Source organism: Cellulomonas pakistanensis, assembly GCF_016862755.1.
GTDB lineage: Bacteria > Actinomycetota > Actinomycetes > Actinomycetales > Cellulomonadaceae > Cellulomonas > Cellulomonas pakistanensis.
The window spans coordinates 42,692-60,082 of record NZ_BONO01000011.1; the positions used below are offsets into that span (position 1 = coordinate 42,692).

Annotated in this window: 14 protein-coding genes; 10 read left to right on the forward strand and 4 right to left on the reverse strand. The window is 77.2% G+C overall.

All coding sequences use genetic code 11. The annotated features are described in order from the left end of the window. Positions 1-50: 50 nt before the first annotated feature. Together Cpa01nite_RS08750 and Cpa01nite_RS08755 are read right to left on the reverse strand one after the other, a co-directional pair. Positions 51-1,118: an adenylate/guanylate cyclase domain-containing protein gene (locus Cpa01nite_RS08750; RefSeq protein ID WP_239068641.1), complete on the reverse strand. Its 1,068-nt coding sequence runs from the start codon at positions 1,116-1,118 to the stop codon at positions 51-53. After that, positions 1,115-2,005 carry a biotin--[acetyl-CoA-carboxylase] ligase gene (locus Cpa01nite_RS08755; protein WP_239068642.1) on the reverse strand — a complete coding sequence of 297 codons (891 nt, stop codon included), beginning with the start codon at positions 2,003-2,005 and terminating at the stop codon, positions 1,115-1,117. Before Cpa01nite_RS08755 ends, Cpa01nite_RS08750 begins: the two co-directional genes overlap by 4 nt. A gap of 119 nt (positions 2,006-2,124) precedes the next feature. Here Cpa01nite_RS08755 and Cpa01nite_RS08760 point away from each other — a divergent pair, with 119 nt between their 5' ends. The 4 genes from Cpa01nite_RS08760 (at position 2,125) to Cpa01nite_RS08775 (ending at position 6,367) form a co-directional block, all read left to right on the forward strand. Then, on the forward strand, positions 2,125-3,750 hold the full coding sequence (locus Cpa01nite_RS08760; protein WP_373307369.1) for an acyl-CoA carboxylase subunit beta: 1,626 nt from the start codon (positions 2,125-2,127) through the stop codon (positions 3,748-3,750). Further along, complete coding sequence (locus Cpa01nite_RS08765; protein WP_239068643.1) at positions 3,747-4,328, forward strand: hypothetical protein; 582 nt, start codon at positions 3,747-3,749, stop codon at positions 4,326-4,328. Before Cpa01nite_RS08760 ends, Cpa01nite_RS08765 begins: the two co-directional genes overlap by 4 nt. Further along, complete coding sequence (locus Cpa01nite_RS08770) at positions 4,325-4,561, forward strand: acyl-CoA carboxylase epsilon subunit (protein ID WP_239068644.1); 237 nt, start codon at positions 4,325-4,327, stop codon at positions 4,559-4,561. The genes Cpa01nite_RS08765 and Cpa01nite_RS08770 overlap by 4 nt, the downstream gene beginning before the upstream one ends. A gap of 87 nt (positions 4,562-4,648) precedes the next feature. Next, on the forward strand, positions 4,649-6,367 hold the full coding sequence (locus Cpa01nite_RS08775) for a DUF885 domain-containing protein (RefSeq protein WP_203668379.1): 1,719 nt from the start codon (positions 4,649-4,651) through the stop codon (positions 6,365-6,367). A gap of 86 nt (positions 6,368-6,453) precedes the next feature. Here Cpa01nite_RS08775 and Cpa01nite_RS08780 read toward each other — a convergent pair whose 3' ends face one another. After that, positions 6,454-7,161 carry a vitamin K epoxide reductase family protein gene (locus tag Cpa01nite_RS08780; protein ID WP_203668380.1) on the reverse strand — a complete coding sequence of 236 codons (708 nt, stop codon included), beginning with the start codon at positions 7,159-7,161 and terminating at the stop codon, positions 6,454-6,456. 98 nt (positions 7,162-7,259) lie between these two features. Between Cpa01nite_RS08780 and Cpa01nite_RS08785 the strand changes: the two genes are divergently transcribed. The 4 genes from Cpa01nite_RS08785 (at position 7,260) to Cpa01nite_RS08800 (ending at position 12,653) form a co-directional block, all read left to right on the forward strand. Further along, positions 7,260-7,925, forward strand: coding sequence for a Maf family protein (locus Cpa01nite_RS08785; protein ID WP_203668381.1), 666 nt, complete (start codon positions 7,260-7,262; stop codon positions 7,923-7,925). Positions 7,926-8,249: 324 nt separating this feature from the next. Further along, entirely contained in the window at positions 8,250-10,049 is a 1,800-nt protein-coding gene (locus Cpa01nite_RS08790; protein WP_239068645.1) for an acetyl/propionyl/methylcrotonyl-CoA carboxylase subunit alpha, read from the forward strand. A 5-nt stretch (positions 10,050-10,054) separates the two neighbouring features. Then, positions 10,055-10,549, forward strand: a complete 495-nt coding sequence (locus tag Cpa01nite_RS08795; protein WP_239068646.1) for an NUDIX hydrolase — start codon at positions 10,055-10,057, stop codon at positions 10,547-10,549. A gap of 121 nt (positions 10,550-10,670) precedes the next feature. Then, complete coding sequence (locus tag Cpa01nite_RS08800; protein ID WP_203668382.1) at positions 10,671-12,653, forward strand: endonuclease/exonuclease/phosphatase family protein; 1,983 nt, start codon at positions 10,671-10,673, stop codon at positions 12,651-12,653. Positions 12,654-12,725: 72 nt separating this feature from the next. Here Cpa01nite_RS08800 and Cpa01nite_RS08805 read toward each other — a convergent pair whose 3' ends face one another. Continuing rightward, positions 12,726-14,138: an NAD(P)H-quinone dehydrogenase gene (locus Cpa01nite_RS08805; protein ID WP_239068655.1), complete on the reverse strand. Its 1,413-nt coding sequence runs from the start codon at positions 14,136-14,138 to the stop codon at positions 12,726-12,728. A 372-nt stretch (positions 14,139-14,510) separates the two neighbouring features. Between Cpa01nite_RS08805 and Cpa01nite_RS08810 the strand changes: the two genes are divergently transcribed. Both Cpa01nite_RS08810 and Cpa01nite_RS08815 read left to right on the forward strand, forming a co-directional pair. Then, positions 14,511-15,341 carry a purine-nucleoside phosphorylase gene (locus Cpa01nite_RS08810; protein ID WP_203668384.1) on the forward strand — a complete coding sequence of 277 codons (831 nt, stop codon included), beginning with the start codon at positions 14,511-14,513 and terminating at the stop codon, positions 15,339-15,341. Between the two features lie 109 nt (positions 15,342-15,450). Continuing rightward, positions 15,451-17,352, forward strand: a complete 1,902-nt coding sequence (locus Cpa01nite_RS08815; RefSeq protein WP_203668385.1) for a phospho-sugar mutase — start codon at positions 15,451-15,453, stop codon at positions 17,350-17,352. The last annotated feature ends 39 nt before the right edge of the window (positions 17,353-17,391 follow it).

Genomic DNA, 17,391 nt, shown 5'->3' on the forward strand with positions numbered 1-17,391 from the left:
CGAGTCTGCGCCGCCGGGGCCCCGCGACGGAACCCCCGGCCGGGCGGTCGTCAGGCCGTGCGGATCCGCACCGGGGCGAACGAGCCGATCCCCTCGAGCTCCCGCTCGGGCTGCGGCTCCAGCAGCAGGCCCGGGGCGTCGAGCAGCAGCCGCGCGGTCTGCGGGTCGGTGAGCACCGTGCTCGGGTCGGCGATGTCGGTCAGCCGGGCGGCGACGTTCACCGACGGCCCGAACACGTCGCCGAACCGGGACAGCACCCGGCCCCACACGACGCCGACGCGCACGGGCGTGACGCCGCGCGCGCCCTCGGCGAGCCCGCCGGCCCCGCGCTCCCGCTCGACGTCCAGGTCCCCGCCGAGCACCCGCGCGAGCTCCAGGGCGACCCGGGCGCCGGTCCGCACGTCGTCGGCGACGAACAGCACCGCGTCGCCGATCGTCTTGACGACGCGGCCGCCGCACTGGGTGACGACGTCCCGCGCGGCGGTCTCGAACCGCTGCACGAAGTCGGACAGGTCGGTGGAGCCGAGGCCGGCCGTGCGGCGGGTGAACGACACCATGTCCGCGAACCCGACGGCCCGCGCGAGCGGCAGCGCGGCCGGGTCGGCGCCCGTCCCGCCCGCGGCCTCGCCGCCCGCGGCGAACTCCACCGCGTACCGCGCCGCGATCGACGCCAGGTGCCGGCGGTAGGAGTGCAGGAGCTGGTCCTCGAGGACCGGTGCGAGCTGCGGCAGCTCCTCGAGCACCGCGCGGCGGGCCGCCGGGTCGTCCAGGCCGTGCCGGGTCGCGACGTCCTCGACCAGCGCCTCGACCTGCCACAGCGCGAGCCGGTCGCTGGTGTGCCCGAGCGCCCGCGTCAGCGAGATCATCGTGCGGCTGCCCAGGTGGCCGTCGCGCAGCATGCCCGCGGCCCGCTCGACCGCCTCGGCGTCGCGGGCGGTGAAGGCCACGTCGTCGGCGTCGGGGTGCGGCAGGCCGAGCGTCCGCCAGTACAGCCGCACCAGGTCGAGGTCCATGCCGGAGCGCTCGGCGATGTCGCGCAGGGAGAGCGTCCGGGGCCCGCCCAGCAGGGCCGCGTCCAGCGCGGCGGCCTGCACCCCGTCCTGCACCTCGTCCGTCACGACAGCGACCCTAGTTCACCGACCGGCCGCACGTGACGCACGTCACCGGCGAGCAGCACCCGCTCCGACCCGGCGGCGTCCCGGAGCACCAGCGCCCCGTCGGCGTCGATCCGCTCCGCCGTGCCGCGCAGCTCCGACCCGTCGGGCAGCGTGGCCCGCACGCCCGCACCCAGGGTCAGGCAGGCCCCCGCCACGGCGGCGTCCAGGCCGGCCGCCGCGACGTCGCCGCCGTGGTCCCGCCACGGCGCGAGGACCCCGTCGACCTCGCGCACCACGGCGACCAGCAGGGCCGTCCGGTCGACGCCCGCCGCGCCCGCCGCCCGCAGCGAGGTCGCGCTCGCGACCGGCAGCTCGTCCGCGCGCTGCGCCACGTTGAGGCCGATGCCGAGCACGACCGCGTCGCCGCCGGGCGCGACCTCGGCCAGCAGGCCCGCGGCCTTGCGGTACCGGCCCCAGCCGGGCAGGTCGGCGCCGTCCGCCCCCGGGACCAGCACGTCGTTCGGCCACTTGAGCCCGGCCGCCAGCCCGGTCGCGGCGCGCACCGCGCGGACCACGGCCAGGCCGGCCAGCAGCGGCAGCCAGCCCCACCGGTCGCGCGGCACGCCCGGCCGCACGGCCAGCGACAGCGTCAGCGCGGCCCCGGGCGGCGTGGTCCAGGTGTGGCCGGCGCGGCCGCGGCCGGCCCGCTGGTGCTCGGCGACGAGCAGCCCGGCGTCCGCCCAGGCCGGGTCCTCGGCGACGCGCGCGAGCAGCTCCGTGCTGGTCGAGCCCGCCTCGGGGAGGACCGCGCACCGGCGCAGCGGTCCCGCCGGGTGCAGCAGCGCCGCGCGCACCTCGTCCACGCGCAGCGGCCCCCGCGCCGGGTCGTCCCGGTCCGTCTCGTCCACCCGTCCATCCTCGCCCGCCGCCGTCGCACCCGCGTTGTGGCATCCCCACGACCCCGCGCGCGCAGGTCCGTGCCCGTCGCCCAGGCACCGGGCCGGGGCGGACCACTAGCCTCGTGCGGGTGACCGACCTGCCCGCAGCGGACCCGACCGCCGCCACGCCCGTCCCGCCCCGGCCCGCCGGGACCGCCGCGAAGGTCGCCGACCTCGCCGACCGGTACCGCGCCGCCGTCACCGAGCCCGAGCAGGCCGCGGCCGAGAAGCAGCACGGCCGCGGCAAGCGCACCGCCCGCGAGCGCATCGAGGCGCTGCTCGACCCCGGCTCGTTCACCGAGCTCGACGCGTTCGTCCGGCACCGCTCGACCAACTTCGGCCTGGACCGCAAGCGCGTCCCCGGCGACGGCGTCGTCGTCGGGCACGGCACGGTCGACGGCCGCCCGGTCGCGGTCTACTCCCAGGACTTCACCGTCTTCGGCGGCAGCCTCGGCGAGGTGCACGGCCAGAAGATCACCAAGGTCATGGACCTCGCGCTGCGCACCGGCATGCCGCTGGTCGGCATCAGCGACGGCGGCGGGGCGCGCATCCAGGAGGGCGTCGCCGGGCTGACCCAGTTCGCCGAGATCTTCCGGCGCAACGTCGCCGCGTCGGGCGTGATCCCGCAGATCAGCCTCATCCTCGGCCCGTCGGCGGGCGGCGCGGTGTACTCCCCCGCGCTCACCGACTTCATCGTCATGGCCGACGGCACGTCGAACATGTTCATCACCGGCCCGGACGTCATCCGCGCGGTCACCGGCGAGGACGTCGGCTTCGAGGAGCTCGGCGGCGCGACCACGCACAACACCCGCTCGGGCGTCGCGCACTACCTGGCCTCCGACGAGGACGACGCGCTCGACTACGTGCGCTCGCTGCTGTCGTACCTGCCGCAGAACAACCTCACCGACGCGCCGGCCTACCCGCACGAGGCGGAGCTCGAGGTGACCGACGCCGACCTCGAGCTCGACGCGCTCGTGCCCGACTCCGACAACCAGCCGTACGACATGCGCACGGTCGTCGAGCACGTGCTGGACGACGGCGACCTGCTCGAGGTCCAGCCCCTGTTCGCGCGGAACGTGCTGGTGGGCTTCGGCCGGGTCGAGGGCCACGCCGTCGGCGTCGTCGCCAACCAGCCGCTCACCATGGCCGGCACGCTCGACATCGACGCCGCCGAGAAGGCCGCCCGGTTCGTGCGGACCTGCGACGCGTTCAACATCCCGGTGCTCACGTTCGTCGACGTCCCCGGCTTCCTGCCGGGCACCGACCAGGAGTGGAACGGCATCATCCGCCGCGGCGCGAAGCTCATCTACGCCTACGCCGAGGCGACCGTCCCGCTCGTCACCGTGATCACCCGCAAGGCGTACGGTGGCGCGTACATCGTCATGGGGTCGAAGCAGCTCGGCGCCGACGTGAACCTCGCCTGGCCGACGGCGCAGATCGCGGTCATGGGCGCCGGCGGTGCCGTGAACATCCTGCAGCGCGGCGCCCTCAAGCAGGTCGCCGAGGCCGGCGGGGACGTCGAGGCCGAGCGCGCCCGGCTCACCCGCGAGTACGAGGAGGCCATCGTGAACCCGTGGGACGCCGCCGACCGCGGCTACGTGGACGCGGTGATCGCGCCCGCCGAGACCCGGTCGCAGATCGTCCGGGCGCTGCGCGTGCTGCGCACCAAGCGCGCGGCGCTGCCGCCCAAGAAGCACGGGAACATCCCGCTGTGACCGGCGACCCGCTGCTGCCCGGCCCGGACGAGCACGACGACCACGGCGGCCACGACCACCCGCACGGCCACGCCGGCGGCGCGCACGGCCCCGAGCCGCTGCCCGGCGTCGACACCGGCGCGATGCACGCCGCCGTGGACGCGCTGGCCGCGGCCCTGCACGACTACGTCGACACCGCCGCGGGCGTGCGCGCCGAGTTCGGCGCCTCCGAGGCGGACGAGGACCCGCGCGTGCTCGCGCTCGAGTCGCGCGTCTCGGGCCTGAACGCCCGGCTGTACGACCTGCTGCACGAGAGCCTCGGCATGCACTCCGAGCTGACCGGCATGACGTGGGAGGAGCCCGCCCCCGCCGAGGCCCCGGCCGCGGACGAGGACACCGACGAGTTCCACCTCGGCTTCGTCGTGAGCGTGCCGGCCGCGACCGGCGACCAGTCGATCGACGCCGTGCTCGGCATCGTGGACAACGGCGGCGCGGAGATCGTCGAGCGCCTGCTGGACAGCGGGTTCACCGTCGAGGGCTGGGGCGCGTCCCGCGGCGCGCCGGTGTCGTTCGACGACGACGAGGACGACGAGGCGTGAGCGCGGGCGACGCCGCGGCGCTGCCGCACGTGCAGGTCGTCCGGGGCACGCCGGACGACGTCGAGCTGGCCGCGCTCGTCGCGGGGCTCGTCGCCGCCTCGGCGCCCGCGGACGACGACGGGGTCGAGGACGCCGCCCCGCCCGCGGCGTGGTCGGACCGCGCGCGGGTGCTGCCCGGCTCGGGCTCGACGTGGCGCACCGGTCCCGACGCCTGGCGGAGCAGCCTGCGCTGACGCGCGGGGCCGGGACGCCGGGTCGGGCCGCCCCGCCTGCACGGAAAAGCCGGGGTGCTCTCCCGCGGCGCGGGTAGGGTCGGCCGGGTGAGCACTGCACCCGAGACCACCGGGGCGCCGCAGCGCCCCGCCAGCCCCATCGACGACGTCGCCGACGCCCACGTCGCGACCTACGCCGCCCTGGACCCGTTCGACGCGACCGCGCTGGGCCTCCCGGGCCACGACCACGAGGTCACCGACCTGTCCCCCGCCGGCCACGAGGCCCGCGCCGACGCGACCCGCGCGACGCTGGCGCAGCTCGACGGCCTGGCCCCGGCGGACGAGGTCGACACGATCACCCTCGCCGCGATGCGCGAGCGCCTCGGCCTGGACCTCGAGCTGCACGAGGCCGGCGAGACGCTCGCCGACCTCAACGTCATCGCCTCGCCCGTCCAGGGCATGCGGGACGTGTTCGACCTCATGGGCACCGACGGCGCCGACGCCTGGTCGACGATCGCCCAGCGCCTCGCCGGGCTGCCGCAGGCCGGCGCCGGCTACGTGGAGTCGCTGCGCCTGGCCGCCTCCCGCGGCCGCGTCCCGGCGATCCGCCAGGTGCGCGAGGCCATCACCCAGGCCGAGGAGCTCGCCGACGCGTCGTCCTCGTTCTTCACCTCGTTCGTGACCAGCCCCGAGGCCGCCGCGGCGGTCGAGGCGGGCGGCGACGCGCTGCGCGCCGACCTGGAGCGCGGCGCCGAGGCCGCCCGCCGGACGTACGCGGACCTGGTCACGTTCCTGCGCGACGAGCTCGCCCCGCAGGCGCCCGAGGCCGACGCCGCAGGCCGCGAGCGCTACGCGCTGTGGTCCCGGTACTTCCTCGGCGCGACCGTGGACCTGGACGAGACGTACCAGTGGGGCCTCGAGGAGCTCGCGCGCGTCGTCGCCGAGCAGGAGGCCGTGGCCGCCGAGATCGCCGGCCCGGGCGCCACGGTCGAGCAGGCCGTCGCCGCGCTGGACGCCGACCCGTCCCGCCGGCTCGAGGGCACCGAGGCGCTGCAGCGCTGGATGCAGGAGACCTCGGACGCCGCCGTCGCCGCGCTCGACGGCGTGCACTTCACGATCCCGGACGCGATCCGCACCCTGGAGTGCCGCATCGCCCCGACCCAGAACGGCGGGATCTACTACACCGGCCCGTCCGACGACTTCAGCCGGCCCGGCCGGATGTGGTGGTCGGTGCCGCCGGAGGTCACCACGTTCAACACCTGGCGCGAGAAGACCACCGTCTTCCACGAGGGCGTCCCGGGCCACCACCTCCAGGTCGGCCAGGCCGTCTACAACCGCGCGCAGCTCAACTCCTGGCGCCGGCTGGCGTGCTGGGTGTCGGGCCACGGCGAGGGCTGGGCGCTCTACGCCGAGCGGCTCATGGCCGACCTCGGCCACCTGGACGACCCGGGCGACCGGCTCGGCATGCTCGACGGCCAGCGGATGCGCGCCGCCCGCGTCGTGCTCGACCTCGGCGTGCACCTCGGCCTCGAGGCGCCGGAGCGCTGGGGCGGCGGCACCTGGGACGCCGACAAGGCGTGGGAGTTCCTCCGGGCGAACGTCAACATGCCCGAGCAGTTCATCCGGTTCGAGCTGAACCGCTACCTGGGCTGGCCGGGCCAGGCGCCGTCGTACAAGATCGGCCAGCGCATCTGGGAGCAGATCCGGGACGGCGCCGCGGCGACCGCACAGCAGCGCGGCGAGGCGTTCGACCTGCGGGCGTTCCACGCCCGGGCGCTGGGCATGGGCGCGCTGCCGCTCGACGTGCTGCGGACCGCGCTGGCCTGACCGGCGCGCGACGCACGAGGGCCCCCGGACCTGCGCGGTCCGGGGGCCCTCGTGCGTGGGGGTGCGCGCGGTGGCGGCGCCGGGGCTCAGGCCGCCAGCAGCGTCGGGCCGTACCGCAGCAGGATCGCCGCGACGAGCAGCACGAGCACGGCCACGGTGACGTACCAGTCGGCGCCCGACGCCACGAACCGGCGCGCCCACGGCCCGGCCGCGCCGGGCAGCCGCAGGTGGCCGTCCCGGACGTTCCACCGCGTCAGGCCCGCCCACACCAGCGTCGTGGTGACGGTGATGAGCAGGCACCAGGGGCACAGGGCCTTGATCACGAAGTAGGACTGCAGGAACAGCCACCACGCGAACACCAGCGCCACGGTGTACAGCGCCTGGGTGCCGAGCATGTACCAGCGGGGGAACCGCACGCCGGCGATCCCCGCGACCGAGATCGCGATGACCACGGACTCGAACGCGATGCCGAGGAACGCGTTCGGGAACCCCAGCAGGTCGGCCTGCCACGACCGCGCGACCGTGCTGCAGGAGATCACCGAGCTGAGGTCGCAGCTGAAGGTCGCCGTGGGGTCGGCGGCCAGCCGCCACGCCTCGATCGACAGCACGAACGACGTGAACAGCCCGACGACCCCGGACACCGCCATCTCGACCGCGGTCCGGCGGCGCCAGGCGGCGCGCGCCGGGGAGGCGGGGTCGTCGTCCACCGGGTCGTGGTCGAGCAGGTCGGTCGGGTCGGCTGCTGCGCCGCGCGGGCGCGTTGCCCGCGCGCTGTCCTCGGTCACGCCGGTCATCGTCGCATCCCCTCCTGGGAGTTCTCCGGACATCATCGGCGCGCGCGCGGTGCCGCCCCGGAGGACGTACGTCCCCGGCCTGCCCGTACGCTCGCCGGGTGACGACCCTGGTGCTCGCCTCCGCCTCCCCCGCCCGGCTCGCGACCCTGCGGTCCGCCGGCATCGAGCCGACCGTCGCGGTGTCCGCGGTCGACGAGCCCGCGGTGCTCGCCGCCGCCGGGGACGTGCCGCCCGCCGAGGCGGTGCTGCTGCTCGCCCGCGCCAAGGCCCGGGACGTCGCGCCGGGGCACGCGGGGGCGCTCGTCCTCGGGTGCGACTCGATGCTGGAGCTCGACGGGCAGGTGCTGGGCAAGCCGGCCGACGCCGCGGACGCCGCCGCGCGGTGGCGGGCGATGCGCGGGCGCAGCGGGCGGCTGCACACGGGGCACTGGCTGGTGGACGGGCGCGACGGGGCCGGGTCGGCCGCGTCGGCCGGGTCGGCCGGGTCGGCCGGGTCGGCAGGGTCGGCCGAGGACGGCGCCACGTCGACCACCGTCGTGCACTTCGCGGACGTGTCCGACGCCGAGATCGACGCCTACGTCGCGACCGGCGAGCCGCTGTGGGTCGCCGGGGCGTTCACGATCGACGGGCTCGGGGGCGCGTTCGTCACCGGCGTCGAGGGCGACCACCACGGCGTCGTCGGCCTGAGCCTGCCGCTGCTGCGCGGGCTCCTGGCGGCGCGCGGCGTGCCGATCCACACCCTCTGGACCCGCCTCCCCGCCTGACCCGCGCCCCGGGTGGGGCGAGCGCCACCCCCGCGGCTCGACCCGCCCAGTGGGCACCGGACACGTCGAGTGGGCACTCCGTGGTTGCCCGCTCGACGCGTCTGGTACCCACTCGGCGCCGGGGTCGGGGACGCGGGCGCCGGCTCACGGGCGCCGCGCGGTTTGTCGGGGGCGGACAAGGGCGCGCCGGGCCGCACCGCCGGCGCCGCGCGTCCGCTGTGGAACCCTCCAACGGCGCGCGGGACCGGTTGGCCGGATCGGCGATCTTCGCGGCGCGGCGCCCGCGGGCGTGATCGCCGGACGCCCCCCGCGTTACGGTGAGCCGTGCCCCGCATCTCGAAGGTCCTCGTCGCCAACCGCGGCGAGATCGCCGTCCGCATCGCCCGTGCCTGCCGGGACGCCGGCCTCGCGTCCGTCGCCGTCTACGCGGACCCCGACCGCGAGGCGCTGCACGTGCGCGTCGCGGACGAGGCGTACGCCCTGGACGGCGCGCGCGCCGCGGAGACCTACCTCGACATCGCCAAGCTGCTCGACGTCGCGCGCCGCTCGGGCGCCGACGCCGTGCACCCGGGCTACGGGTTCCTGTCGGAGAACGCCGAATTCGCCCAGGCGGTCCTCGACGCCGGCCTGGTCTGGGTCGGCCCGCCGCCGGCCGCGATCCGGGACCTCGGCGACAAGGTGAGCGCCCGGCACATCGCGCAGCGCGCCGGCGCCCCGCTGGTCGCGGGCACCCCCGACCCGGTCTCCGGCGCCGCCGAGGTGCACGCGTTCGTCGCGGAGCACGGCCTGCCGGTCGCCATCAAGGCGGCGTTCGGCGGCGGCGGCCGCGGCCTCAAGGTCGCCCGCACCACCGAGGAGATCGACGAGCTGTACGACTCCGCCGTCCGCGAGGCCGTCGCGGCGTTCGGCCGGGGCGAGTGCTTCGTCGAGCGGTACCTGGACAAGCCGCGGCACGTCGAGACCCAGTGCCTCGCGGACGAGCACGGCACGGTCGTCGTCGTGTCGACCCGCGACTGCTCGCTGCAGCGCCGGCACCAGAAGCTGGTCGAGGAGGCGCCCGCGCCGTTCCTCTCCGACGCCCAGCGAGCCCAGCTGGTCGACGCCTCGATCGCGATCCTGACGGAGGCCGGCTACGTCGGCGCCGGCACCTGCGAGTTCCTCGTCGCGGCCGACGGGACGATCTCGTTCCTCGAGGTGAACACCCGCCTGCAGGTCGAGCACCCGGTCTCCGAGGAGATCAGCGGCATCGACCTGGTGCGCGAGCAGCTCCGCATCGCCGACGGCGAGCCCCTCGGCTACACCGAGGTCCAGACCCGCGGGCACTCCTTCGAGTTCCGGCTCAACGGCGAGGACCCGGCCGCCGGGTTCCTGCCCGCCCCCGGCAGGATCACGACGCTGCGGTTCCCGGCAGGCCCGGGCGTCCGCGTCGACTCCGGCGTCGTCGAGGGCGACACCGTGTCCGGCGCGTTCGACTCGATGATCGCCAAGCTGGTCGTCACCGGCGCGACCCGGCAGCAGGCCGCCGAGCGCGCCCGCCGCGCGCTGGCCGAGCTGGAGATCGCCGGCATCCCGACCGTCGTGCCGTTCCACCGCGCCGTCATGACCGAGCCCGCGTTCGTCCCGGCCGACCCGGCGCAGCCGTTCGCGGTGCACACCCGGTGGATCGAGACCGAGTTCGCCGACCGGCTGCCCGCGCTGACCGGCACCCCCGCCGTGACCGCCGCCGGCGCCGACGAGGACGGCGAGCCGACGGAGCTGGAGCGCGTGGTCGTCGAGGTCGGCGGCAAGCGGCTCGAGGTCGTGCTGCCGGCCGCGCTGGCGCTGCGGGCCGGCCGCGGCCGCGCCACCGGCCCCGGTCCCCGCCGCTCCGCGCCGCGCCGCGCCGCGGGCCGCCCCGCCGCCGCCTCGGGCAACGCCCTCACGTCGCCGATGCAGGGCACGATCGTCAAGGTCGCGGTCGGCGAGGGCGACACCGTGGCCGAGGGCGACCTGGTCGTCGTGCTCGAGGCCATGAAGATGGAGCAGCCGCTGGTCGCCCACCGCGCCGGCACGATCGCCTCCCTGTCCGCCGACGTCGGCGGCATGGTCGCGGCGGGCACCGCCATCTGCGAGATCGTCGACTGACGCCGGTGGCGCGGCGACCCCACCACCCGGGCGACGGGTGGGTCGAGTGCCGGTGCGGCCGCCGGCACTGGGGCACCGCCGGCGCGGCGGGCCTGCTGCTCGCGCGCCCGGCGACGGCCACGGACGCCGCGGCCGTCGTCCTGCAGCACCGCGCGCCGTGGAGCGACCAGGGCGGCACCTGGGGCCTGCCCGGCGGCGCCCGGCACACCGGTGAGTCGGCGGTCGACGGCGCGCTGCGCGAGTCCGAGGAGGAGGCGGGGATCGAGCCGGCGTCCGTCCGGGTGGTCGGCGAGCACGTCCTGGACCACGTCGACTGGACGTACACGACGATCGTCGCGGTCGCGTCCGGCCCGGTCGACGCCCGGCCCACCGACGACGAGAGCCTCGCGATCGCGTGGGTCGCGCTGGACGACGTGACCGACCTGCCGCTGCTGCCCGCGTTCGGCGACGCCTGGCCCGCCCTGCGCGCGGCGCTGCCGCCGGAGGTCGAGGGCGGCTGACCCGCCGGCGCGGCCGACGGGGCCCGCGGAGCGCACGGGGCCGGCCCGGCACGGCGCGGCCCGGCCCGATCGCCCGCCGCGGGGTTCGCCCCCGCGCAGCGCGGCCCACTACGTTGACGGCGTGAGCGTCCCCGAAGCCGCACCGCCGTCGGTGCCCCCCGCGTCCGCGTCGTCGCCGGGTCCGGGCCCGCTCCCGCCGGACGCCGGCACCGCGACCCGGGTCGCGCTCGTCGCGCTGGTCACCGTGCTCGCCGTCGACGCCGTGCGCGCCGCCGGCCCGGTCCTGGACCGCGCGTTCGCCGTCAGCACGGTCGCGGTCGCCGGGGCCGCGCTGCTCACGTTCCTCGGCGCCGGCCTGCTCGCGGCGCTCCTGCTCGTCGGCACCGGGCGCCGCGCGGACGGCACCGCCTCGGGCCGCACCGCGCTCGCCGCCGTCGTGGCCCTCGGCGCCGCCCGGCTGGTCACCCAGGCCGTGCACGACGAGGCGCGGTTCGTCGCCGGCCTGGTCACCGCGTCGCTGGCCGTGACGGCGCTGGTGCTCGCGACCACGCTGGTGGCCGGTCGCGCGGGCGGCGGGCGGCAGGCCGCCCTCGGGATCACGCTGGGCACCGGGCTGGCGGCGGCGCTGCAGCTCGCGCTCGGCACGTGGGACCCGCTGTGGCGCGGCGGCGTGCTGGGCACGGTCGTCGCCGTCGCGCTCGTGCTCCTCGCCGTCGGCGTCGCGGCCGTCGCCCGGGGCGAGACCGCGTCCGGCCGTCCGCGGCGCACCTGGGTGCTCGGGCCGGCGCTGGCGCTGGTCGTCATGGTGCTCGGCAACCCGGCGTTCGCGGCGTCGCAGTCGGAGCTGCCGCTCCTGGCGGCCGGCACCGCCACCGTCCTCGCCTCCGCCCTGACCGCCTGGCTGCTGCTCGTGCCGCGGATCATGGCGCGGCCGGTGCGCTGGGCCTCCGTCGGCCTGCTGCCGGTCGCGACCGCCGTCGCGTTCCTCACCACGGGCGTCGTCGCGCTGGTCGCGGTCCTCGTGGCGGAGGTCGCGCTCGGCGTGGTGCTCACGGTGGCGCTGAAGACCCGCCGGCCCGCACCGCCCGGGATCGGCCGCACCGCGCTCGCGACCGCCGCGGTCGGCCTGGGGCTCGTCGTCGTCCTGCTGGTCTACCTGCTCGACTACGACGTGCCGCTGGGCGTCGACAACGCGTGGGTCGTCGTGCTGGCGTCGGCCGTCCTGGCCGCCGGCGGGCTGCGGTTCCGGAGCCCGGCGGCGGACGCCACGGGGCGCGAGCCCGCTCCCCCGCTGCGGGCGAACGCGCTGCGGTTCCTCGTGCTGCCGTCCGTCGCGCTGCTGCTCGTCGGCTGGGCGTCCGCCGCGCTCGCCGCGCCCGCGCCCGCCGTCGACCGCGACCCGAAGGCGTTCGTCGTCCTGGACTGGAACCTGCACTACGGCGTCGCCGCGCACACCGCCGTCGACCTGGAGCAGATCGCCCGGACGATCGAGGCGCAGGGCCCGGACGTCGTCGCGCTGCAGGAGGTGTCCCGCGGCTGGGTGCTCGGCGGCGGCGCCGACATGCTCACCTGGCTCGGCCACCGGCTCGGCATGCAGGTCGCGTTCGCGCCCGCCGCCGACCAGCAGTTCGGCAACGCGCTGCTGTCCCGGACCGAGCTGACCGACGTCGAGGTGGTCCCGCTGCCGTACGGCGCGGGGCCGCAGGAGCGGTCGGCGCTCACCGCACTGGTCGCGGGCCCGGGCGGCGAGGCGGTGCGCGTCACGTCGGTGCACCTGCAGCACCGCGACGACAACGCCGCGACCCGGCTGGACCAGCTCGCCGCGCTCGAGGCCGCGCTGCCCGCCGACGGCCCGTCGGTGCTGGCCGGGGACCTCAACGCGGGCCCCGGGTCGGCCGAGCTCGACGCCCTCGGCGCGGCCGGCTGGGCGAGCGCGATGGACACCGCCGGCGCGCAGGACGTGCTGACCCACCCGAGCAACGACCCGGAGGTCCGGATCGACTGGGTGCTCGGGCGGGGCGGGATCACGTTCGCCGACGCGCGGGTGCTGGCCGACGACTCGTCGGACCACCTGGCTCTCGTGACCGAGGCGCGGCTGGGCTGAGGCGCGGGGGCGCACCGCGCGGGGCGCCCCCGCCGGCGCCGGGCCACGCGGCCCGGGCCGGCCCCGGCCCGGTCAGCCCTGGTCGGTCTGGTGCAGGACGCGGGCCACCTCGGCGATGCTGCCGGACAGCGACGGGTACACCGTGAACGCGTTCGCCACGTCGTCGACCGTCAGGCTGTGCGACACGGCCAGCGTGATCGGGAAGATCAGCTCCGACGCCCGCGGGGCCACCACGACGCCGCCGAGCACCGTGCCCGCCGTCGAGTGCGCGAACAGCTTCACGAACCCGTCGCGGACGCCGAGCATCTTCGCGCGCGGGTTCCGGGCCAGCGGCAGCGTGTGCGTGACGAAGTGCGCGTCCCGCTCGACCAGCGCCGTCTCGCTCAGGCCCACCGTCGCGATCTCAGGAGCGGTGAAGATGTTCGCGGCCACCCCGCGGAGCTTCAGCGGCGCCACCGCGTCCCCGAGCGCGTGCGACATCGCGATCCGCCCCTGCATCGCCGCGACGGACGCGAGCGGCAGCACGCCGGTGACGTCGCCCGCCGCGTAGACGCCGCGGGCCGAGGTGCGGGACACCTTGTCGACCTCGATGTGCCCCGACGGGGTCGTCCGCACGCCCGCCTCCGCCAGGCCGAGGCCCTCGGTGCTCGGGATCGAGCCGACCGCCAGCAGCACGTGCGAGCCCTCGATCTCGCGGCCGTCCGCGAGGGTGACCACCACGCCGTCGGCGGTCCGCCGGGCGGCCTCGGCGCGCGAGCGCCCGACGACCTCCATGCCGCGGGTCCGGAACACGTCCTCCAGCATGGTCGCCGCGTCGGCGTCCTCGCCCGGCAGCACCCGGTCGCGGCTGGAGACGAGGACGACCTGGGAGCCCAGCGACACGTACGCGCCGGCGAACTCGGCGCCGGTGACGCCCGAGCCGACCACGATCAGCCGCTCCGGCAGCTCGTCCAGGTGGTAGAGCTGCGTCCAGGTGAGGATCCGCTCGCCGTCGGGCTGCGCGTCGGGCAGCGTGCGCGGGGTCGCGCCGGTCGACAGCAGGACGACGTCGGCGTCGAGCGCCTCCTCGGCGTCGCCGGTGACCACGACGCGCTCCGGCCCGTCGAGCCGCCCGTGGCCGATCACCACGCGCACGCCCTCGCGCTCGAGCCGGGTCCGGATGTCCCCCGACTGCGCGAGCGCGAGGTCCCGCACCCGGGCGTTCACGGCGGCCATGTCGATGCTGTGCCGCCGGGTCCGGCCGGTGTCCTGCGCCGGGTCGGCCCCGTCGCCCTGGCCGGCGGGCACGTCCAGGCGGATGCCCAGGTCGTGCGCGCGCTCGGCGATCGTCATCCACTCCGCCGTGGCGATCAGCGTCTTGGACGGCACGACGTCGGTCAGCACCGCGGCGCCGCCCAGGCCCGCGCGCTCGACGACCGTCACGTCGGCGCCCAGGCGGCGGGCGACGAGGGCGGCCTCGTAGCCGCCGGGGCCGCCGCCGACCACGACGACCCGCGGCGCGGGGCGGTCGCCGCGGCCGCCGGGCGAAGGGGCGGCGGCGCTCGTCGGCGAGGACGCCGGCGGTGCCGCCGCGGCGTCGGGGGCGTCGGTCGCGGCGGGCTCGGCCGCCGCCGGGTCGGTCGCGGCGGTCGCGGCGGGGTCGGCGGGCGCGGGCGTGGGTGTCGGCTGCGTCACGCGGTCCATCTTCCCGGACCGGCGCCGGTGCGCACGCCCGCGCCGCGCGCGGGGCCGGGACCTTCCGGGGCTCCCCGGGGCGGCACGGCCCGGTACGCTCGATCGTCGCGACCACACGCCCGTCCGCGCGCGCCCGGGTCGCCGCCACCGACACCGCCGCACGCACCCGCGAGGAGCACCCGCATGGCCGACGACGCCCGGCTCGACGACCCGACCACCGACCCGCTGGCCGTCGCCGCCGACGCCGCCGCGTACCTCGCCGAGGCGACCGGGGTCGAGAAGCACGACGTCGCCCTGGTGCTCGGCTCCGGCTGGGGCGGCGCGGCCGACCTGCTGGGCGAGACCGTCGCCGAGATCGCCGCGCCCGACGTCCCGGGCTTCGCCGCGCCGGCCGTCGTCGGCCACGTCGGCACCATCCGGTCGATCCGGATCGCCGCGACCGGCAAGCACGCGCTCGTCCTCGGCTCGCGCACCCACCTGTACGAGGGCAAGGGCGTCCGCCGGGTCGTGCACGGCGTGCGCACCGCCGCGGCGGCCGGCTGCTCGACCGTCGTGCTGACCAACGGCTGCGGCGGCCTGAACCCCGCGTGGGGCCCCGGCACCCCGGTGCTCATCCGCGACCACATCAACCTGACGACCGTGTCGCCGCTCGAGGGCGCGACGTTCGTCGACCTGACCGACCTGTACGCCGGCCGGCTCCGCGACGTGGCCCGCGAGGTCGACCCGTCGCTGGACGAGGGCGTCTACGTGCAGTTCCGCGGCCCGCACTACGAGACCCCGGCCGAGGTGCGGATGGCCGGGATCATGGGCGGCGACCTGGTCGGCATGTCGACCACGATCGAGGCCATCGCGGCGCGGCACGTCGGCATGGAGGTGCTCGGCATCTCCCTGGTCACCAACCTCGCGGCGGGCGTCGGCGACGAGCCGCTGTCCCACGCGGAGGTCCTCGAGGCGGGCGCCGCGGCCGGCCCGCGGATCAGCCGCCTGCTGGCGGACATCGTCGGCCGCATCTGATCGGCGCGCCGCCGCACCCACCCGGGCGCGGCGGCGCAGCACGGCACCACCGCGGCCTCGCGCCGCGCACCACGGTCGGGGCGGGGCGCCCCGGGAGGGACGGCAGTCGATGAGCGAGCGCACCGAGACCGGTGGGCCGACGCAGGAGCGCGAGCAGGACGGGGCGTGGGCCGCGCTGGCCGCGCAGGTCCGGGAGTGGATCGCGGACGACCCGGACCCGACGACCGCGGACCAGCTGACCCGGTTGCTCGAGCAGGCCGAGGCCGGCCCCACCCAGGTCGCGCCCGCCGCGTCCCCCGAGGACCAGCAGGGCGCCACCGACGTCCGCGCCGCCCGCGAGGAGCTCGCCGACCGGTTCCAGGGCCTGCTCCAGTTCGGCACCGCCGGCCTCCGCGGCGCCGTCGCGGGCGGCCCGCACCGGATGAACCGCGCGGTCGTGATCCGCGCCGCGTCCGGGCTGGGCGCGTACCTGCTCGGCGAGCTCGAGGGCGTGTCCCCCGCGCCCAAGGTCGTCGTCGGCCACGACGCCCGGCACGGCTCCCTCGACTTCGCGCGCGACACCGCCGCCGTGCTGACCGCGGTCGGCATCGACGTCGTCATGCTGCCGCCGTACCTGCCGACGCCCGTGCTGGCGTTCGCCGTCCGGCACCTCGGCGCCGACGCCGGCGTCATGGTCACCGCGAGCCACAACCCGCCGCAGGACAACGGCTACAAGGTCTACCTCGGCGGGCGGGTCGTCACCGACTCCGGCCAGGGCGCGCAGATCGTGCCGCCGATGGACGGCGCCATCGCCGCCGAGATCGGCCGCGTGCCCTCCGTCGCCGCCGTGCCGCGCGCCGCGGCCGGCTGGTCGACGGTCGGCCCCGAGATCGTCGACGCGTACGTCGCGCAGGTGCTCGGGCTCGCGGACCTGTCCGACGAGGCGCGCGCCCGGAACGCCGCGCTCCGGGTCGTGCTCACCCCGATGCACGGCGTCGGCGGCGGGACGGCGCGGCGGGTGCTCGCCCAGGCGGGCTTCACCGACGTGCACGTCGTCGAGCTGCAGGCCGAGCCCGACCCCGACTTCCCGACCGTCGCGTTCCCCAACCCGGAGGAGCCGGGCGCGATCGACCTGGCCGTGGCGCTCGCCGCCGAGGTCCGGGCCGACCTGGTCATCGCGCTCGACCCCGACGCCGACCGGTGCGGCGCCGCGGTGATCGACCCGCGCGCCCGCACGCACATGAGCCCCGGCGCGGCCGGCTCGGACGGCTGGCGCATGCTCCACGGCGACGAGACCGGCGCGCTGCTCGGCAGCGTCGCCGCGGAGCGGTTCGGCGCGGGCGCGCCCGGCGCCCTGCCGAAGGACGACGCCCCGGTGCTCGCCAACTCCATCGTGTCCTCCCGGCTGCTCGGCCGGATCGCCGCGCACGCCGGCCTCCGGCACGCGCAGACGCTCACCGGCTTCAAGTGGATCTCCCGCGTCGAGGGCCTGGTGTACGGCTACGAGGAGGCGCTGGGCTACTGCGTCGACCCCGCGCACGTGCGCGACAAGGACGGCATCTCCGCCGCCCTCACCCTCGCCGGCCTGGCCGCGCGGCTCAAGGCGGAGGGCCGCGCACCGGTCGCCGTGCTCGACGACCTGGCCCGGCGGCACGGCCTCCACCTGACCGACCAGCTGTCGGCCCGGTTCACCGACCTGTCGCAGATCCCGGAGACCATGCAGCGGCTGCGCGAGCACCCGCCGGTCGTCCTCGCGGGCTCGCCGGTGCTGTCCCTCGTGGACCTGGCCGCCGGCTCGGACGCCGACCGCGACGGGCTCCCGCCGACCGACGGCATCCGCCTGCTCACCCAGGACGACACCCGGGTCATCGTGCGGCCGTCCGGCACCGAGCCCAAGGTGAAGTGCTACCTCGAGGTCGTCGTGCCGGTCGAGGAGCACGCGTCCGACGAGACCGTCGGCGAGGCGCGGAAGGCGGCGCGAGCGCGGCTGGACGCGGTGCGCGCGGACGTGGCGGCGGCGCTGGGGCTCTGAAGGGCCGCACGGGCCTGGGCGACGGCCCGTCCCCGCACC

Bases quoted from the DNA above. Each gene is read 5' to 3' on its own strand.
- Cpa01nite_RS08810 (WP_203668384.1), top strand. From the start codon at position 14,511: ATGGCCGACGACGCCCGGCTCGACGACCCGACCACCGACCCGCTGGCC.
- Cpa01nite_RS08815 (WP_203668385.1), top strand. From the start codon at position 15,451: ATGAGCGAGCGCACCGAGACCGGTGGGCCGACGCAGGAGCGCGAGCAG.
- Cpa01nite_RS08780 (WP_203668380.1), bottom strand. From the start codon at position 7,161: ATGACCGGCGTGACCGAGGACAGCGCGCGGGCAACGCGCCCGCGCGGC.